Source organism: Govania unica (genome assembly GCF_027920805.1).
Classification (GTDB): domain Bacteria; phylum Pseudomonadota; class Alphaproteobacteria; order Sphingomonadales; family Govanellaceae; genus Govanella; species Govanella unica.
Genome location: NZ_JANWOI010000004.1, coordinates 176,972 through 196,080, shown reverse-complemented (window position 1 = coordinate 196,080; position 19,109 = coordinate 176,972). Strand labels below are relative to the sequence as shown.

Here is a 19,109-nt window from a genome sequence, read left to right as displayed (position 1 = left end):
ATGAACAGTTCGTCTGCCGCCGCCTTCTTGAGCACTGTTGCCGTGGTCGGCAATCCGAATGCTGGTAAAACCTCGCTCTTCAACGCCCTGACCGGGGCCCGGCAAAAGGTCGCGAATTATCCCGGCGTCACGGTGGAGCGCAAATCGGCGCGGCTCCCCCTGCCTGACGGGCGGGAAATTGACCTTGTGGACCTTCCGGGCGCCTATAGCCTTACCCCGCGCAGCCCTGACGAAGAAGTCACCCGGCGCGTGGTGCTTGGCAGCCAGGTGGGCGAATCGCGGCCATCAGCGCTGGTCTGCGTGGTCGACGCTACCAATCTGCGCAATCATCTGCGCTTTGTGCTTGAGTTGCGCCAGCTCGGTCTGCCGATCGTGGTCGCGCTCAATATGATCGATCTCGCTGCCCGTGACGGCATCACCATCGATATCGACAAGCTGTCCGAGCTTTTGGACGCGCCGGTAATCCCGACCGTCGCCGTGCGCCGTCGCGGCCTTGGCGATCTGATGGCGGCTTTGCCCGCGCTCATTGACCGCGCCGCCGCCCACCAGCCTGAGCCCATGGGGCCCGGCGCCGATGTCAAAACGCTCCAGGCCGAAGCCCGCCGCATAGCCACCGCCGTCACCCTCGGGGTCGGCAAGGCGCGACGCATGACCCAGGCCATCGACGCCGTGGTGCTGCATCCTGTGGCCGGACCGATCATTCTCGCCGCCATCATGTTTTTCATGTTCCAGGCCGTGTTCGCCTGGGCCGAAACGCCCATGACCTGGATCGAGGACGGTTTTCTCTGGCTGCAAGACGCCGCCGCCGCTCATATGACGCCAAGCTGGTTCACGTCGCTCATCACCCACGGCATTCTGGCCGGGGTCGGCAGCGTGGTGGTGTTTCTGCCGCAGATTCTGATCCTGTTCACCTTCATCATCATCCTGGAACAGTCGGGCTATATGACCCGGGCGGCCTTTCTTATGGACCGCTTGATGGCTCGCGTCGGCCTGAACGGCCGCGCCTTCATTCCCTTGCTGTCGTCCTTCGCCTGCGCCATTCCGGGCATCATGGCCACGCGCAGCATCGACAATCCGCGCGACCGCCTGACCACGATCCTGATCGCGCCCCTGATGACCTGCTCGGCCCGGCTACCGGTTTATGCCGTCATTATTGCAGCCTTCATTCCCGACCGCACGGTCATGGGCCCGTTCGGTTTGCAAGGCTTCGTGCTGTTCGTGCTCTATCTCGTAGGTATTCTGAGCGCGTTGATCATCGCTGCCATTCTCCGCCATTCACTGGTCAAGGGCGCGTCCCAGACCTTTTTGCTGGAGATGCCGAAATATCAATGGCCAGTGCTGCGCGACCTCGTGATCGGGCTTTATCAGCGCGCCATGATCTTTCTGAAGCGCGCCGGGACCACTATTCTCGTCTCGATGATCATCCTTTACATCCTCGCGACCTTTCCGGCCCCACCGCCCGGCGCGCTGCTGCCCGCCATCGATTATTCCATCGTTGGTTATCTCAGTCGCGGGCTTGAGGTGATTTTCGCCCCCATCGGGTTCAACAAGGAAATTTCGCTCGCGCTGGTGCCCGGCATGGCCGCCCGCGAAGTGGCGGTCGGTGCGCTCGGGACCGTTTACGCACTTCAGGGCAGCGAAGACGCGGTGGCGCAGTCCCTGGTCCAGACCCTGCGCGGAGCCTGGGAGCTGCCAACCGCGCTCGCCTTCCTCGCCTGGTTCGTGTTCGCCCCGCAATGCATCTCGACGATCTCGATCACGCGGCGTGAAACCAACGGCTGGAAATGGCCGCTGTTCATGCTCACCTATCTGTTCGTGCTGGCCTATGTCTTTGCCGGTGCGACCTACTGGATCTCGAAAGCGCTGCTCGGCTAGCATGGATACGCGGGTCAAGCCCGCGTATGACAATAATATTTTGAACTTGTCATTGTCGGCTCGACCCGGCAATCCATCCGTCAGCCGCGCGGACGCCGCCGGAAGCGCAGATAGACGCAGCTGTCGCCTTTCCTAAGCGCCTTCCGCTCATAGCGGGTCTCGACCCAGTCGTCGGGACGGTTGCGCCAGTCGGCGGCCTCCTCGGCGGTCCAGTCGAAGTCGGGATGGGCCATCACCCGTTCAAGCCCCCAGCGGCAATAATCCATGTGATCGGTGGCAAAGCGGAATTCCCCGCCGTCCTTGAGCACACGGGCCAGAAGATCAAGATTTTCAGGGCTGATGAAGCGGCGCTTGTGATGGCGCTTTTTGGGCCAGGGGTCGGGGAACAGCAAAAACACCCGATCCACCGAGGCTTCCGGCAGCGCTGGCAGCAGAAACCGCGCGTCTTCATGCAGAATGCGCACATTCTGCAATTCCCGGGCATCGACTTCCATCAACAAGCCAGCAACACCATTCATGAACGGCTCACAGCCGATCAGATTGACGTCCGGATTATTCGCCGCCTGAGCCGCGCAATGTTCGCCCCGGCCAAAGCCGATTTCAACCCAAAGCGGACGCGCCGGATCGGGGAACAGATCCCGGGGTTCGAGAACCGACCCGAGAGGTGGAATAGGAACCGCGATCTGAGGCAGCAGGCCATCTACAAGATCCTGCGCCTGCAGCCGCAAGGGGTGACCCTTGCGGCGGCCATAAAATTGAATGTCTGGTTTCATCAAGCTATCAGGCGTTAAAAGCACTCTTCAGGGCGTCGACAAGGTCCGTCTTTTCCCATGAAAAACCGCCCGTGTCATCGGGAATCCGCCCGAAATGACCATAAGCCGCCGTCCGCGCATAGATCGGCTGGTTGAGCTTCAGATGTTCGCGAATGCCGCGCGGGCTCAGGTCCATGAGCTCCATCAGCACACGCTCAAGCTTGTCCTGATCGACGTCGCTCGCGCCATGCATGTCGACATAAAGCGATAAGGGTTTCGACACCCCAATGGCATAGGACAGCTGCAGCGTGCAACGATCGGCAAAGCCTGCCGCCACCACGTTTTTCGCCAGATAGCGCGCGGCATAAGCAGCCGAACGGTCGACCTTGGTCGGATCCTTGCCCGAAAACGCGCCGCCGCCATGGGGAGCCGCCCCGCCGTAAGTATCCACAATGATCTTGCGGCCGGTCAGACCGGCATCCCCATCGGGGCCGCCGATCACGAATTTGCCGGTCGGATTGACATAGATCTTGTCAGCCTTAGGCATCCAGCCCTCGGGCAGACATTTTTCGATATAGGGCGTGACGATGGCCCGCACGTCGTCCTGGCTCAGGCCGTCGGCATGCTGGGTCGAGACCACAACGGTATCGGCCGTCACCGGCTTGCCGTTTTCATACTGCAGGGTCACCTGACTTTTGGCGTCGGGGCCGAGTTCCTTCAGACCGCCATGACGGGCATCGGCCAGCGCCTTCAGAATGCGATGCGACAGCGTGATCGGCGCCGGCATCAGCACATCGGTTTCGCGGCAGGCGTAACCGAACATAATGCCCTGATCGCCAGCACCTTCGTCCTTGTTCCCAGCGGCATCAACGCCTTGTGCGATATCGGCCGACTGTTCATGAACATGGACATCAACTTCCATGTTCTTCCAATGGAAGCCGTCCTGCTCATAGCCGATGTCCCGGACGGCGTAACGCGCGCGCTCGATCAGGTCATCTTTACCAAGCGACGACGCCGAGCGCACTTCACCAGCGAGCACGACGCGGTTGGTGGTGGTCATGGTTTCCACCGCCACGCGGGAATAAGGATCGGCGGCCAGAAAGGCGTCGAGGATCTCGTCCGAAATACGATCGGCGACCTTATCGGGATGACCTTCGGAAACGGATTCACTCGTAAACAGATACCGCTGACGGGACACGCGCTGGCTCCTTCGTTTAAGCTTGGCGACGGGGTTCATATCATGACTTTTTGCAGGCCGCTTCAGACAACCCGGCATGATTATTCATTAGCGGAGGTCGCAGCAAAGAACAAGCATAAAGACTCCTTTATATAATAGAGTCTTTATGTCCCCCTCATATAGTCCCAGCGAGTTTTTTCAGAAAGCTTTCGTCTTTTACGAGAACTTAAGAAACGCCCCTCACACTTCGTCCCCAAGACCAGAGGGGTAGGGCCCCCGCATCCCGGCGCATCGGCAATCGCCCGTGCGCCAGGATCAGGCTCAGTTGGGGAAAAGGTAATCATATGTTGCGTGCGTTTTCGAATCGTCACGAACCGGCCGGTAAAACCAGTTTCACACCCGAAAACAAGGATCCGGATTTCCGCGCCCTTGTGGAAAGCATGTTGGTCAATTGCATGCTCGTGGCCCCGGATAGCCTTGAGATCCAGTATCTGAACCCGCGCTGTCTTGAAACGCTCGACCGTATCGGCGGCCTGTTCGGCCTCGCTGCGGGGGCGGACGCCATCGGCCGCGGCCTTGATTTCCTTTATGGAGCCGCAGGCGCGCCGCGCCTCCTGCTCACCGACAGCGAAAAATTGCCTTATCGCACCCGCACACAGGTGGGCCAGGAATTTTTCGACGTTCTGGTGGCCCCGGTGCGCAACCGGGCGGGCAGCATCATCAACCTGCTCGTCACCTGGCATGTGGTGACCGAGCAGCAAAAAACCGACGACGAAGCCGGACGGCTCCTCCGCATGGTCGAGGATATGCCGGTCGGCGTGCTGCTGTGCGACGCCGCCGCACTCAATATCACCTATGCGAACTCCGCCGGGCGCAGCGCCATTACCGCCAGCCGGCTGAGCAGTGCGGCGGACCTCGTCGGGCAGAATTTGCTGACCCTCCTGAAAGACCCGACGCTTGCCGCTATCTTGCGTGCGCCCGAACGGCTGCCGCATACGGCGCTTCTGACCTTTGGATCGGACAACATCCAGCTGCATTTTTCCGCCGTCGCCGACCGCAACGGCCAGACCCGCGACATCATGGTCATCTGGGACAATATGACCGAACAGGCGGCCCTCGCCACCCGCGTGCGCGATGTGGTGGATATGATCCAGTCCGCCGCCCGGGGCATGGAAACCACGGCCGGAATGCTCGCCTCCTCAGCCAGCGCCGCCAATGACAGCGCCCAGACGGCGGCAGGCGGCATCGACCGTGCCACCCGCAATGTCGAAACCGCGTCTGCGGCCGCCGAGGAACTGTCATCCTCCATCGCCGAAATCAACCGTCAGGTTCGACGGTCGAACGAAGACGCGGCCTCGGCTGCCGAAGAAGCCGAACGCACCACCGCCACCGTGCATAAGCTCGCCACCGCCTCGTCCCGCATCGGTGACGTGGTCAAGCTTATCTCCAGCATCGCCGGGCAGACCAACCTCCTCGCCCTCAACGCCACCATCGAAGCGGCCCGCGCCGGAGAAGCCGGAAAAGGCTTTGCCGTCGTCGCCTCAGAAGTCAAAAGCCTCGCCACCCAGACCGCCCGCGCGACCGAAGACATCGCCGCTCAGATCACCGAAATGCAGGACATCACGGCCCAGTCCGTCTCCGCCATCAGCAGCATCCGCGCGGCCATTGTCGGCCTCCATGAAATCGCCGCCGCCATCGCCGGGTCGATCACCCAGCAAAACGCCGCCACCGCCGAAATCGCCCATAACATGTCCGACGCCGCAAGCGGCGCCCGCACCGTGGCCACTCAGCTCGGCGACGTCACCCGAGCCGCCGACGCCTCAGGTGCAGGCGCAGGCGAAGTCCTCAGCTCAGCACAGTCCCTGGTGCGGGAAAGCTCAGCGCTCAAAAACGAAGTCGACCTATTCATCGATCGCGTCCTCCACCGCAGCAGCGGCGGCTGATCTCACAGAACTATAGTCACCTGTCATTGCCGGGCTCGACCCGATAATCCATGGTGACCTCAGCACGAACGGCCAGATGGATTGCCGGGTCAAGCCCGGCAATGACAGGTTTGGCAAATTGTCATTGCGAAAACGGCACCGCCCGTTTGAACCCTAGGCAGAGAGTTCACGGTCACCACTGTGCAGGATGCCCACTGGTTCGGACGCAAGACCAAACTCAACCTTCCATCCCCCCATACTCCATCGCGGCAGTCGTGACTGACTTCATTCACCTGTCATTACCGGGCTTGACCCGGTAATCCATGGTCACACTCAGCACGAACGGCCAGATGGATTGTCGGGTCAAGCCCGGCAATGACAGGTTATTGCGAAAACGGCACCGCCCGTTTGAGCGCTAGGCGCAGGGTTTCCCGGTCGCCGCTTTGCAGGGCGCGGAGCAAGTCGGCTCCCTGGTCGGCGAGAATATGTTCGAAGGCCGTGCGCGGCGGGCTCAGGCTTTCGGCGATCAGAAGATCCTGGGCGCGCGGGCCGTAAGCCTTGGTATTCAGCCGCAGCAGCATTTTCGCATATTCCACCGGGAGCACCGGATCGGCCGGGTCAAGCCGCATCGCCTGCGCAAAATCCGCGTCGGCCTCCTCCGCCGTGGCCCCATAAAGAAGTTTGCCGAACATGCCGCCGGTCGCGGCGATCTCGCCATTCCAGCCACCTCGCACGGCCCAGACCCAAGGGTCATCGGGTTTGAGCGCCCGCGCCCGGTCGAGCAAAATCTTGGCCTCCTGCCCGAGACCCGCACGGTGCGCTGCCATCTTGCCCATGATCCGCGCCCGGTAACCAAGGGCGATCACCAGATGCAACATGGCCTCCACATGATCGGGATCGCGGACGAGCGCCTGACGCGCCGCCGCCTCGGCCTCGGCAAGATAGGGTTCACGTTGATTGGCGGGAGCGAGATAAGCCGCCTCCACAAGTGCGGCACGGGCGAGTAAGCTGTCCCCGTCGGCGGTTCCGAGCCCGCGACCGATGGTGATCGCCTCCTCGAACCGTCCCGCCACAAAGGCGTTTTCGCCATCCATAAGCGTCGCCGCTCCGGCCAGACCCGGGAGCAACAAGAAAATGACAACCAGCCAGAGCGGACAGCGTATAAGCCTACTCATGATATGACGCCCCGCCGCAGTCATGCAGCAAAGCGCCCATCATATCATAGCGGCGGATAAAGACTTAAAGCGCCTCGCCAGCGATGGCTTTCTGCAACAGTGCTTTCGAATTCTGCAGGCCATAGAGCGCAAAGAACGAGCCCATGCGCGGGCCTTGCGGCTGGCCGAGCAGGATTTCATAAAGCGCCTTGAACCAGTCACGCAGGTTCTCGTAGCCCTGTTCCTTGCCAACCGCATAGACCTCGTTCTGAATGGCTTCGCCGCCAGCATTTGCGGGCAGGGCCGAGATCTTGTCGAGCAACAGCCCGAGCGCCAGTTTTTCCGCGTCATCGGCCAGCCGGTAGGACTTGGTCGGCTTCACGAAATCTTCGTAATAGGCGATGGCATAACCGACGGATTGATCAAGCTGCGGATGCGTGGCCGGAGTCGCGTCCGGCGCATATTGGCTGATGAAGCCCCAGAGCACATCCTTGTCGCCGGTCTGGGCCGCGCCCACGAGATTGAGCAGCAGATTGAAACTGACCGGCATCTTCGCATCCGGCACATCGCCCGAATGCACATGCCACACCGGATTGGCCAGCTGCTGCTTGGGCTCCTGACCCGGGTAGCTTTCGAGGAAGGAGAAATACTCGTCCACCGCCTTGGGGATGACATCGAAATAGAGCCGCTTGGCCTTGCGCGGCGACTGAAACATATAGAGCGACAGGCTTTCGTCCGAGGCATAGCGCAACCATTCCTCGATGGTCAGGCCGTTGCCCCGGGACTTCGAAATCTTCTCGCCTTTTTCGTCGAGGAACAATTCGTAATTGAAGCCCTCAGGCGGCGTCGCGCCAAGCGCGCGGCAGATTTTCCCCGACAAGGTCACGCTGTCGATCAGATCCTTGCCCGCCATCTCGTAATCAACACCAAGCGCCACCCAACGCATGGCCCAGTCGGCCTTCCATTGCAATTTGCAATGGCCGCCGGTGACCGGCACTTCCATCCGGGTGCCGTCGGGTTCCTCGTAAACAATGGTCCCGGCTTCCAGATTCCGTTCAAGCACCGGCACCTGCAACACATGGCCGGTGATCGGGCTCACGGGCAGGAACGGGCTATAGGTGCGGCGACGCTCATCGCGCAGCGTCGGCAGGATCACATTCATGACGGCATCATAATGCTCAAGCACCTTGAGCAGGGTGGCATCAAACCGCCCCGACTTATAGCACTCGGTGGCCGAGAGGAATTCATACTCGAACCCGAAGCGATCGAGGAACTCGCGCAGCCGCGCATTGTTGTGATGAGCAAAGCTTTCATGGGTCCCGAACGGGTCCGGAACCTGGGTCAGCGGCCTGTTCAGGAACTGCTGCAGCATGTCCTTGTTCGGCACATTGTCCGGCACCTTGCGGAGGCCGTCCATATCGTCCGAAAAGGCAATAAGCCGGGTCGGCAGGTCCGACAACAGCGAAAACGCCTTCCGCACCATGGTGGTGCGCGCCACTTCGCCGAAGGTGCCGATATGCGGCAGGCCGCTTGGACCGTAGCCGGTTTCGAACAGAACACTTTCTTTGCCGGTTTTCTTCACCCGCTCGACAAGTTTCAGAGCTTCCTGAAAGGGCCAGGCATTGCTTTCAAGGCCAAGGTCACGGTCGCTGCTCATCGGCGGGGTTCCTTATTCATCATTACAGTAGATGTCTAATAGTCAGCGGGGCTGGTCGCGTCAACTCGCCGCCACTATACTCCGCCGTCATGACCGTGCCTGATATGCTGCCCAACGATGTGTCGTCCCGTCTCAAAGCCCTGCCCGCGCTCAGCGCCGGGCCGGTCGAAGTCGTCATGCGCCATGGCGACGGCCGCCATGAAAGCCTGTCTCCGGCGGCTTTGGGCGGCGTGCTGCTGCGCGGGCCGGTGATCGTCTGCAATCAGGCGGTGGTGGCGCGGCGTGGCCGGGTCGACAATCCGCGCTTTCTCGATGTGCTTGAACTTTTCGCCTTCGTCCGTCCCGCCGCCGCCATCCTGCCGACCGTGCGCGGGCTCGCCGCTGCCCTCGGGCTGCCCGACCCCGGCCATCATCTGGCGGCCGAAGCCGACACCGTGGCCCTCGCCGCCCATCACCTGCTCGCCGATCTCCTCGCCCCGCGTTATCCTTACCTCGCCGCTGTCGATCAGGACGCCGCCGATATGATGACCGCTGGCTGGCCCTGGGCCGAGCTGGTGCTGATGACGCTCGCCGCCCGCAGCGGCGCCCGACCGCGGGCCCGTCCGGTGTGGGAAGCCCTCCCCGAATGGGAGGACGAGGCCCCGCCGCCGCCGCCCGGCACCGCCCCAGTCGGAGCCGAGGAAACCGCCCGCCGTCTTGGTGATCTTGTGGGCCTCGGGTCCGAAGACCGCCCCGAACAGCGCGCCTATGCCCAGACCGCCGCCGAAGCCTTCGCCCCGCCGGCCCAGGTGCGGAGCCCGCGTCTTGTGCTGGCCGAGGCAGGCACCGGCACCGGCAAGACCCTGGGCTATGTGGCTCCGGCGAGCCTCTGGGCCGAGAAAAATCGCGGCACGGTGTGGCTTTCGACCTATACCAAGAACCTGCAGCGCCAGCTGGATCAGGAGCTTGAAAAGCTTTATCCCGACCCCCAGGTCCGCGCCGAACGCACGGTGGTCCGCAAGGGGCGGGAAAATTATCTCTGCCTGCTCAATCTTGAGGAACGCAGCCGTCAGGGCGCGCTCAATCCGGTAGCGCGGGTGCTGATCGGTCTGGTCAAACGCTGGGCCCGCTTCAGTCGTGACGGCGATATGGTGGGCGGCGATTTCCCGTCCTGGCTTGCGAGTTTTTACGGTGGCGGCCGCATCGGCGGGCTCACCGACCGCCGTGGCGAATGCATTTATTCGGCCTGCGCCCATTACCGCCGCTGCTTCATCGAACGCGCCCAGCGCAAATCAAAAACCGCGTCGCTGGTGGTCGCCAATCATGCGGTGGTGATGATCCAGGCCTCCACCGGACGGGGGCCGAGCGAAGTGCCCCGCCGCATCGTTTTTGACGAAGGCCATCACCTGTTCGACGCTGCCGACAGCGCCTTTTCCGTCATCCTGTCCGGGGCCGAGGCCATGGAGCTGCGGCGCTGGATTCGCGGCACCGACGGCACGGCCGGGCGGGCCCGCGGCCTGCGCTCCCGCATCGGCGATCTGTTGTCGGATGATGAAAGCGGCGAAAAGCTGCTCGCCGATGCGCTCAAGGCGGCGCAAGGCCTGCCCGCCGATGGCTGGCTCAAACGCATTCAGGAAGGCGACCCTTACGGCCCGACGGAACATTTCCTGTTCCATGTGCACGCGCAAGTCCACGCTCGCGCCGGACGGGTCGAGGATGGCCATAGTCTCGAAACCCCGACCAATGACCCGGTGCCCGGCCTCGCCGAAGCCGCCGCCCATCTGTCGGCGGCCCTTGAGGATCTCGGCAAGCCGCTGAGCGCGCTTGCGATCAAGCTCACCCGCATGCTGGATGCCGAAGCCGATGTGCTCGACAGCACCACCCGGGGCCGCATCGAGTCGCTGGCGAAATCCATTTCCCATCGGGTGGAAACGGTGAATTACGGCTGGCGTGCCATGCTCGAAGGCCTGGGCGGCGCGCCCCATGACGCCTTTGTCGACTGGTTCGCCGTCGACCGCGCGCAGGGCCGCGAGATGGATATCGGCATGCACCGTCACTGGATCGACCCGACCCGGCCGTTTTCGGAAACGGTGCTTGAAGGTGCTGACGGGGTGCTCATCACCTCGGCCACCCTCCGCGACCACGATCCAGATGCCAAGGACCCGGACGCCGACTGGCAAAGCGCCGAAGTGCGCACCGGTGGCGGCCATCTGGTGCTGCCCGCCACCCGCGCCTCGTTCCAGTCGCCCTTTGATTACAAGACCAACACCCGCGTGTTCATCGTCACCGATGTGAACCGGCGCGAGATCGATATGATCGCCGCCGCCTATCGCACGCTGTTTCTCGCAGCGGGCGGCGGGGCGCTTGGTCTGTTCACCGCCATCGCCCGTCTGCGCGCCGTCTATGACCGCATCGAAAAGCCGCTCGAAATGGCCGGCATCCCGTTATATGCCCAGCATGTGACGCCCATGGACACGGCAAGCCTCGTCGATATTTTCCGCGCCGAACAGCATAGCTGCCTGCTTGGCACCGACGCCGTGCGCGATGGCGTCGATGTGCCCGGTCAGGCGCTCCGGCTGCTTGTGTTCGACCGCGTGCCCTGGCCACGCCCGACCATCCTCCACCGCGTCCGCCGCGACGCCTTTGGCGGGCGGCACTATGACGACATGATGACCCGGCTCAAGCTCAAGCAGGCCTTCGGCCGCCTGATCCGCCGCGCCGACGACCGCGGAGTCTTCGTCATGCTCGAAAGCGCCATGCCATCCCGGCTGTTGACCGCCTTCCCCGAAGGCGTCCCGGTGGAACGCATCGGCCTTGCGGAAACCGCCCAGAAACTGCGCGCGTTTTTGGGCGAGACTGCGCGGCCATAAGACCGCGTTCGGGATGATGGAAGTTGCCCCCCATAACCGTTCCTGCCGTAAATTTACCCTAAGGACATCACAACCACATGTCATTGCCGGGCTTGACCCGGCAATCCATGGGTCAACCTGGGAAGATGGATTGCCGGGTCAAGCCCGGCAATGACACAGATTTAATGACACATACTTGCGCCCGCCTCAGGGCGAGTGCTGTCTGTCGGAGTCGGACGCTTTTCCGAATTGTTAAGCAGATTGTCCTAAAACAGGGGAGAAACCTCGTCATTGGATAGATCGCATGGCCACTGGCAAAGACAACTGGTTCGCCCGGCAGGGCATGAGGCTCGCCGCTTTGTTGTTGCGGCGGCAGGGTCTTTCGCTCTCGGTCATTCTGCTGTTCATCCTGTTGCTTGTTGCGGGGCTCGCGAATTTAAGGATTTCCGGCGATTACCGGGCTTTTTTTGACGCTGACAATCCCGACCTCAAAGCCTATGACGCGCTTGAGCAGACCTATGCCAAGCTCGATACTCTGGCGCTCGTGGTGCGGGCGCGGGAGGGTGACCTTTTCACCCCGGCCCGGCTTGAGGCGGCGCGCGATCTCACCAACGACCTTTGGCAATTACCCTCGGCCGCCCGCGTCGATTCGATCACCAATCATCAGCACAGCCGCGCCGAGGCCGACGACCTGTTTGTCGAAAGCCTGATCCCCGACAACGCGCGGATCGACCCTGCCCTTGCCGAGCAAGCCCGCACGCGGGCACTCGGCGAGCCCATGTTACAGAATTTTCTGGTGGCGCCGGATGGACGTACGGCCAATTTCGTCGTCACCCTGCAACCGCCGCCGGACGACCCGGACGCACTCAGCAAATCGGTAACGGCGGCACGGAAGCTCAAGACCGCTTTTGAAGAGAAACATCCCGATCTGCAAGTGGCACTGGTCGGCGGCGCGGTGCTCGACACTTCCTTACGCGAGGTTTCCGAACATGACGCCGCGGTTCTGTCGCCGCTGATGATCGGCGCGCTGTTCCTCGGGCTTTGGTTATTTTACCGCTCGGCGGCGGCAAGCGCGATCTCCAGCATCATCGTCGGGCTTTCGGTCGCCACCACGGTCGGCGCCATGGGCTGGCTTGGCATTCCCATGATGTCGGCCACCGCCGCCGTGCCGGTGATCGTGCTGACCATCTCGACCGCCAGCACCATTCACATGGTGGCGACCACCCGGGATCTGATGACTCAGGGCCTCAGCCGCCGCGACGCCATCATCGAATGCTACCGCATGAATTTCGAGCCGGTGTTCATCACCACGGTGACCACTCTGTTCGGCTTTCTCGGCCTCAATTTCGCCGATGCGCCGCCTTACCGCGATGTCGGCAATATGGCGACTATCGGCACGGCACTCGCCTATCTGCTGACCCTCGGCCTCATTCCGCCGCTGATGGATATGCTGCGCATCACCCCGGCCCGCGACAATTTCGCCAACCGCCTCACCCGCCGCATTCCGGTGATGATCGCCCGTTATCCGCTGGCGATCATCGTCATTTTCACGGCTGTGACCGCGATCACCGTAACAGCCCTGCCGCGTCTCAGCATCAATGACAAATTCGTCGATTATTTCGCCGAGGGCGTGCCGTTCCGCGAGGATGCAACCTTTGTCTCCAAGCATCTGCCGGGGCTCTATTTCCTCGAATTCTCGGTACCGTCCGGGGAAGAAGGCGGCGTCAATGACCCCGCCTATCTCAAGAAACTTGAAAGCTTTGCCGACTGGCTCAGGGCGCAACCGGGCGTGACCCATGTTGCTGCCATGACCGACATCATGAAGCGCTTGAACCGCAACATGCATGGCGATGATCCGGCCTATGACCGCCTGCCCGAAAACCGCAAGGAAGCCGCGCAATATCTGCTGCTTTATGAAATGTCCCTGCCCTTCGGCCGCGATCTCAACAATCAGATCGATCTTGCCAAATCGGCGAGCCGCGTCTCCGTGGCCATGGGCGATATCCCGACCGCCGAGATGCAGGCGCTTGAACGCCGCGCCGAGGACTGGCTCAAGACACATACGGGCCACAGCGTCGAAGGCACCGGGCTCGCCATCATTTTCGCCCATCTGACCGAACGCACGCTCAACAGCATGCTGACCGGCACTGCGGTCGGGTTCCTGATGATCGCCATCTGCCTGTTCGTGTCCCTGCGCAGCCTGCCGCTTGGCATCCTCAGTGTGGTGGTCAATCTGGTGCCGATCGCCATCATCTTCGGCCTGTGGAGTCTGTTCATCGGCGAGATCGGGTTATATGCCGCCGCCGTCACCACCATCGCCCAGGGCATCATCGTCGATTTCGCCACCCATATCCTGAGCAAATATCAACGCGCCCGCGCCAAGGGCTATGACGCCCGCGACGCCATCGCCAAGGCCTATGACGTGGTCGGCCCGGCGCTCATCGCCTCGGCCGTGACGCTGACCCTTGGCTTCGCGGCGCTGCAATTCGCCGATTTCGCCATCAATGCCCAGCTTGGCCTGATGACGGCGGCGATCATTGCCGTCGCCTTCCTGACCGATCTTGTGCTGTTGCCTGCGCTTCTTGTTCTTGTCGACCGCCAACCCCAGAAGGTGCCCCATGCTGTGCCGTCCCCTGCTGAATAACGTCATCGCCCTGCTGTTGCTCACGACCGTGGCCCATGCCGAAACGCCGGTTGAAAAGGGTCTCGCCATCGCCACCGAGGCCGATCAGCGGAATCGTGGGTTCAAGGATAGCGAAGCACAGCTGACCATGACGCTCAAAAACGCGCAGGGGCAGGAAAGCCGCCGCGTGCTCAGAATCCGCATTCTGGAAAACCCGAGCGCGGGCGACAAATCGCTCGTGGTGTTCGACGCGCCGAAGGATATTTCCGGCACCGCCCTGTTATCCTATGCAAATGGCATCGAGCCCGATGACCAATGGCTATTCCTGCCCGACGTCGGCCGGGTCAAACGCATCTCGGGCGCCAATCGCTCCGGCCCGTTCATGAGCAGCGAATTCGCCTATGAGGATATGTCGGCACCAAAGATCGAAAAATACACCTACCAGTATCTGCGGGACGAAGCTTGCGGGCCGCTCACCTGCCAAGTCATCGAACGCAAACCGGTCTATGCCGATTCAGGTTACAGCCGCGAAGTGATCTGGCTCGACCGCGAGCATCTCCGGCCGTGGAAAGTCGACTTCTACGACCGCCGCAACGAACTGTTCAAAACCCTCACCTACAGCGGCTACAAGGCTTACGGCAAATACTGGCGGGCCCACCAGATGGTCATGACCAATGTCCGCACTGGAAAATCCACCGACCTTGAATTCAGCGGCTATCGCTTCGGCATCGGCTTCAATGACGGCGATTTTTCACAAAACGCCTTGAAGCGGGTGCGCTGACCGCGCCACACTCTACTCTTTCCTATCACTTGTCATCCTCGCGTATGCGGGGATCCAGCCTTCCAGCCCCTTCTGGATTCCCGCATGCGCGGGAATGACAGGAAACTTCTGATTCCTGCCTACGCAGGACTATCAGTCTGGAAATTTTGCCCGAGTCTCTCGCTCGACCTCAGGCCCCGGTATGACACTCCCCTGGTCCGAACCGTGGAATCCGCAGATTCCCTAAGACTCTGGCTCGTTTACCTTTTTCCGTTACCCAAACGGCAAAGCCTCAGCTATGGTGCGAATGGTTAAGAGAGAATTAACCATTCCAGGCGAGGGCTAAAGGGGCGTAGTTTTACTTAAATCTTACGCAATCCTTAACAGCATATAGAGAAACGGGGACCTAAAGTTCGGGCGAACTTTGGGAGTGTCAGTCGAGTTCCATGAACCAGGTCGTAAAATCACGTTCCAAAGCGATCAAGCACGGCAAGCGACTGATGGCGCTCGCCTGCGCGTCGGCCCTTTTTCTGATCGGCACCGCAGAGGCCGCGGACCTTCTCGGCGCCCGCATCGGCCGTCATCCCGATAAAACCCGGCTCGTGCTCGACCTCAGCGCCAAGACCAGTTATGTGACCCGCTATCTCGAAGGCTATCGCATCGAAATCAGCCTCAGTGCGGAGGATCAGGTGACCCTGGCCGCACTTCAGAAAGCCCGTGCCGCCGGTCTCATCAGCGCCATCACTCCAAGCAGTCGTGGCCTGATCCTGACCCTCAAGGGCCCGGCCAAAGTCGCGCAAAGTTTCCCGCTCAGCCCGGAAGACCCGGGCGATGCGCCGTTCCGCATCGTGATCGATCTTGTTCCTATTTCAGGCGACGCCTGGGCGCGGTTGCTTGGTCCGGACGCCGCCATCGGCAATCTCGCCGCCGCGAAGCCTGCCGTGGTGGAAAGCCCGCCAGCCGCTCCCATAGCACCTCCTGAAGACACCCCTCCTCCGGCTCCGACCTTAATGCCTGTCGCCAGCGACGAACGCCTGTTCGACGGCCTCAGCCTCGACGGTTATGCGGAAATCGAAGGCCGCGTCTTCCTGCAATCGTCACGCGACCCCGGGCCCGGCAACGCGGGCGTCTCTCTCGCCCTTGCGCCAACCGTGAGTTACGCCTGGAACGACGGGCGCATGATGGTTGTGGCCACGCCCTTCGCCCGTCTCGACAGCAATGACAGCGACCGCACCCATTTCGACATGCGCGAAGCGAAATTCGTCGCCGCCATGGGCCGCTTCGAGCTTCGCGCCGGCATCGACAAGCAATTCTGGGGCGTGGTTGAATCCCAGCATCTCGTGGATATTCTCAACCAGAATGACGCCCTTGAGGATATCGACGGCGAAGACAAACTCGGCCAGTTGATGGGCAGCGTCAGCTATGACAGCGACTTCGGCACCTTCAGCGCCTATGTCATGAGCAACTTCCGCGAACGCCGCTTCGCCGGAGCGAACGGCCGCCCGCGCGCACCCTTCGCCATCGCCTATGACCTGACCCAATATGAATCGAGCGCCGATAAATGGCATGTGGACTGGGCGCTGCGCTGGTCCAACGCCATGGGCCCAATCGATATGGCGCTGTCCTATTTCAAAGGCACCAACCGCAAACCGCTGCTGCTGATCGGCCTGAACGCGCGCGGCGAACCCGTGATCATTCCGCGTTATAATCTGATCGAACAGGCGGGCCTTGAACTTCAGGGCACGTTCGGCCCGCTGCTCCTCAAGGCCGAAGCGATCCGCCGTACCGGAGAAAATGAAACCGCCACCGCCGCCATCGCCGGATTTGAATATACGCTGTTCAACATCTGGGGCAGTTCGGATCTCGGCATCCTGAGCGAATATCTATGGGACAGCCGCAGCGCCTCCTTCGACAATCCGTTCAACAATGACCTCTTCTTCGGCCTGCGCTGGAGCGGCAACGACATCCGCAGCACGACCCTTTTGGTGGGCTCGATTTTCGATCTTCGGTCGGCCCAGAAATACGTCACCATCGAAGGCAGCCGCCGCGTCGGTGACGGCTGGACCGTCGCCCTGGAAGGCCGCCTGTTCCTGAACGTGCCGCAGACAAGTCCGCTATATATCTACAGTGATGACAGCTTTTTTCAGTTGAAACTGCAGCGGCATTTTTAATCTTCTATCTTTCAGATCAACCGCTCCCTTCACTTGTCATGCCCGGACTTGATCCGGGCATCCATGGTTCAACCAACAATGCCATAGCCAGCTGGATTGCCGGGTCAAGCCCGGCAATGACGAGTCCCACCGAACCATATAACGGCAATGACAGGCACATTTGACAAATCCCGTCTTGCGCGCATCCATGCATGCGATACTCTCCCATGCAAAGAGGGGGGAATGCATGGTCGCTCACGTCACGACGGTCGCCTTTATCGGGATCGAAGCGCGGCCGGTGGATGTGCAGGTGCAGATTGCCTCGGGGCTGCCGGCCTTCGCTGTGGTCGGGCTGCCCGACAAGGCTGTCGCGGAATCGCGAGAGCGGGTGCGGGCGGCGCTTGGGGCCATCGGGCTGGCGCTGCCACCGAAACGGATCATCGTCAATCTCGCCCCCGCCGATCTGCCGAAGGAAGGCAGCCATTACGACCTGCCGATCGCGGTCGGGCTGCTGATGGCCATGAACGTTATCCCCGAGGATGCCATCGCCGAGTATGTGGTCCTCGGTGAACTCGGGCTTGATGGCGCGATTCAGGCGGTGCCCGGCGTATTGCCCGCAGCCATGGCGGCCATGGGCTTGAGCAAGGGCCTGATCTGCCCGGCGGCGTCCGGGCCAGAGGCAGCCTGGGCCGGGGATATCTCCATAGTGGCGGCGCCGTCCCTGATCGCGCTCGCCAATCACTTCAAAGGCACGCAGGTGCTGTCCCGCCCGCTGGCCCGGCCCGCCGAGGCCCCGGCCAGTGGCGGTCTTGATCTCCGCGATATCAAGGGACAGGAATCGGCCAAGCGCGCACTCGAAGTGGCGGCGGCCGGGGGACATAACCTTTTGATGATCGGCCCCCCGGGGTCCGGAAAATCCATGCTGGCGGCGCGGCTCCCGGGTATTCTTCCGGCCCTTGAACCGCGCGAGGCGCTTGAGGTCAGCATGATCCAGAGTCTTGCCGGGACCCTGCCCGGCGGACGGATTTCGCTCAACCGGCCGTTCCGTAATCCGCATCATTCGGCCTCCATGGCGGCGCTTGTGGGCGGCGGCGCACGTGCCCGCCCAGGTGAGGTGTCACTGGCCCATCGCGGGGTGCTGTTTCTCGATGAGCTGCCGGAATTCTCCCGCCAGGCGCTCGACAGCTTGCGTCAGCCATTGGAAAGCGGAGCCGCCGTCGTCGCACGGGCCGAAGCGCATATCACCTACCCCGCCCGCGTGCAGCTGGTGGCCGCCATGAACCCCTGCCGTTGCGGCCATCTGGGCGACGCGGCGCTGGCCTGCGCCCGGGCTCCGAAATGCGCCGGGGAATATCAGGCGCGACTGTCCGGCCCCTTGCTCGACCGCATCGATCTTCATGTGGACGTGCCGCCGGTCTCGGCCGCTGATCTCACCCTGCCGCCCCCCGCCGAAGGCAGCGCCGAGGTCGCCGCCCGGGTCGAAGCCGCCCGCGACCTGCAACGCAAGCGTTATGCCGGAACCCTGGCCAGCTGCAATGCCGAGGCCGATGGTGAATTGCTGATGGAGATCGCAAGCCCCGACCCGCAAGGCCGCGATCTGTTACAGGTGGCGGTCGAAAAACTCAAACTCACCGCGCGCGGCTACCACCGCATGCTGCGCGTCGCCCGCACATTGGCCGACCTTGAGCAATGCGAAACCGTGCGCCGCAGCCATGTGGCGGAGGCGCTTGCCTATCGTCGGTTGATATTCACAGCTTGAGATGCACTTGCCCCAAGATGGATTGCCGGGTCAAGCCCGGCAATGACAAGCATATATATCTGTCATGCCCGGGCTTGACCCGGGCATCCATGTCTCAACCAGCACGTCCTACCAGTTGCGGCTTTTCTTTTCGACGATGCCAGATACCCCTTCGCGGCGGGCGAGTTCGTCGGTTACGTCCTCGGGCGCGATGCCCTGGGCGGCCCACATCACCATCAGATGAAACAGCACGTCCGCCGATTCGCCGATGACTTCTTCCTTGGTGCCGGAGACCGAGGCAATGGCCACCTCGACGGCTTCCTCGCCGACTTTCTGGGCGATTTTCGGCATGCCGCGCTGGAACAGTTTGGCCACATAGCTTTGTTCAGGATCGGCCGTGCGGCGGCTTTGGATGACCGCGAACACACGTTCGATCACTTCACCGGCCGATAACTTCTGACTGTCACTCATAC

General features: G+C 61.9%; 12 protein-coding genes. 7 read left to right on the top strand and 5 right to left on the bottom strand.

What is annotated here, in order from left to right; translation table 11 throughout:
- Positions 1–1,875, top strand: a complete 1,875-nt coding sequence (gene feoB, locus NYP16_RS11645) for a ferrous iron transporter B (protein ID WP_274944320.1) — start codon at positions 1–3, stop codon at positions 1,873–1,875.
- An 80-nt stretch (positions 1,876–1,955) separates the two neighbouring features.
- Here feoB and trmB read toward each other — a convergent pair whose 3' ends face one another.
- Positions 1,956–2,648, bottom strand: coding sequence for a tRNA (guanosine(46)-N7)-methyltransferase TrmB (gene trmB / locus NYP16_RS11640; RefSeq protein ID WP_274944319.1), 693 nt, complete (start codon positions 2,646–2,648; stop codon positions 1,956–1,958).
- Between the two features lie 7 nt (positions 2,649–2,655).
- Complete coding sequence (metK, locus tag NYP16_RS11635; protein WP_429913154.1) at positions 2,656–3,864, bottom strand: methionine adenosyltransferase; 1,209 nt, start codon at positions 3,862–3,864, stop codon at positions 2,656–2,658.
- A gap of 284 nt (positions 3,865–4,148) precedes the next feature.
- Between metK and NYP16_RS11630 the strand changes: the two genes are divergently transcribed.
- The gene (locus NYP16_RS11630) at positions 4,149–5,747 is read left to right on the top strand and encodes a methyl-accepting chemotaxis protein (protein ID WP_274944317.1); all 1,599 of its coding nucleotides are present in this window, start codon (positions 4,149–4,151) and stop codon (positions 5,745–5,747) included.
- Between the two features lie 362 nt (positions 5,748–6,109).
- Here the strand turns inward: NYP16_RS11630 and NYP16_RS11625 are convergent, their stop codons facing one another.
- Positions 6,110–6,901, bottom strand: coding sequence for a tetratricopeptide repeat protein (locus NYP16_RS11625; protein WP_274944316.1), 792 nt, complete (start codon positions 6,899–6,901; stop codon positions 6,110–6,112).
- 64 nt (positions 6,902–6,965) lie between these two features.
- On the bottom strand, positions 6,966–8,537 hold the full coding sequence (locus tag NYP16_RS11620; RefSeq protein ID WP_274944315.1) for a lysine--tRNA ligase: 1,572 nt from the start codon (positions 8,535–8,537) through the stop codon (positions 6,966–6,968).
- Between the two features lie 104 nt (positions 8,538–8,641).
- Between NYP16_RS11620 and NYP16_RS11615 the strand changes: the two genes are divergently transcribed.
- From NYP16_RS11615 to NYP16_RS11595, 5 genes are all read left to right on the top strand, one after another.
- Positions 8,642–11,386 carry an ATP-dependent DNA helicase gene (locus tag NYP16_RS11615; protein ID WP_274944314.1) on the top strand — a complete coding sequence of 915 codons (2,745 nt, stop codon included), beginning with the start codon at positions 8,642–8,644 and terminating at the stop codon, positions 11,384–11,386.
- Positions 11,387–11,669: 283 nt separating this feature from the next.
- A complete protein-coding gene (locus tag NYP16_RS11610; protein ID WP_274944313.1) occupies positions 11,670–14,009 on the top strand; it encodes an efflux RND transporter permease subunit in 2,340 nt (779 codons plus the stop codon).
- Positions 13,984–14,769 (top strand): outer membrane lipoprotein-sorting protein, encoded by a 786-nt coding sequence (locus NYP16_RS11605; protein ID WP_274944312.1) that lies wholly within the window; start codon positions 13,984–13,986, stop codon positions 14,767–14,769. Before NYP16_RS11610 ends, NYP16_RS11605 begins: the two co-directional genes overlap by 26 nt.
- 425 nt (positions 14,770–15,194) lie before the next feature.
- On the top strand, positions 15,195–16,919 hold the full coding sequence (locus tag NYP16_RS11600) for a hypothetical protein (protein WP_274944311.1): 1,725 nt from the start codon (positions 15,195–15,197) through the stop codon (positions 16,917–16,919).
- A 226-nt stretch (positions 16,920–17,145) separates the two neighbouring features.
- Positions 17,146–18,657, top strand: coding sequence for a YifB family Mg chelatase-like AAA ATPase (locus NYP16_RS11595; protein ID WP_274944310.1), 1,512 nt, complete (start codon positions 17,146–17,148; stop codon positions 18,655–18,657).
- 108 nt (positions 18,658–18,765) lie between these two features.
- Here the strand turns inward: NYP16_RS11595 and NYP16_RS11590 are convergent, their stop codons facing one another.
- On the bottom strand, positions 18,766–19,107 hold the full coding sequence (locus NYP16_RS11590) for a phosphoribosyl-ATP diphosphatase (protein ID WP_274944309.1): 342 nt from the start codon (positions 19,105–19,107) through the stop codon (positions 18,766–18,768).
- Between the last annotated feature and the right edge of the window lie 2 nt (positions 19,108–19,109).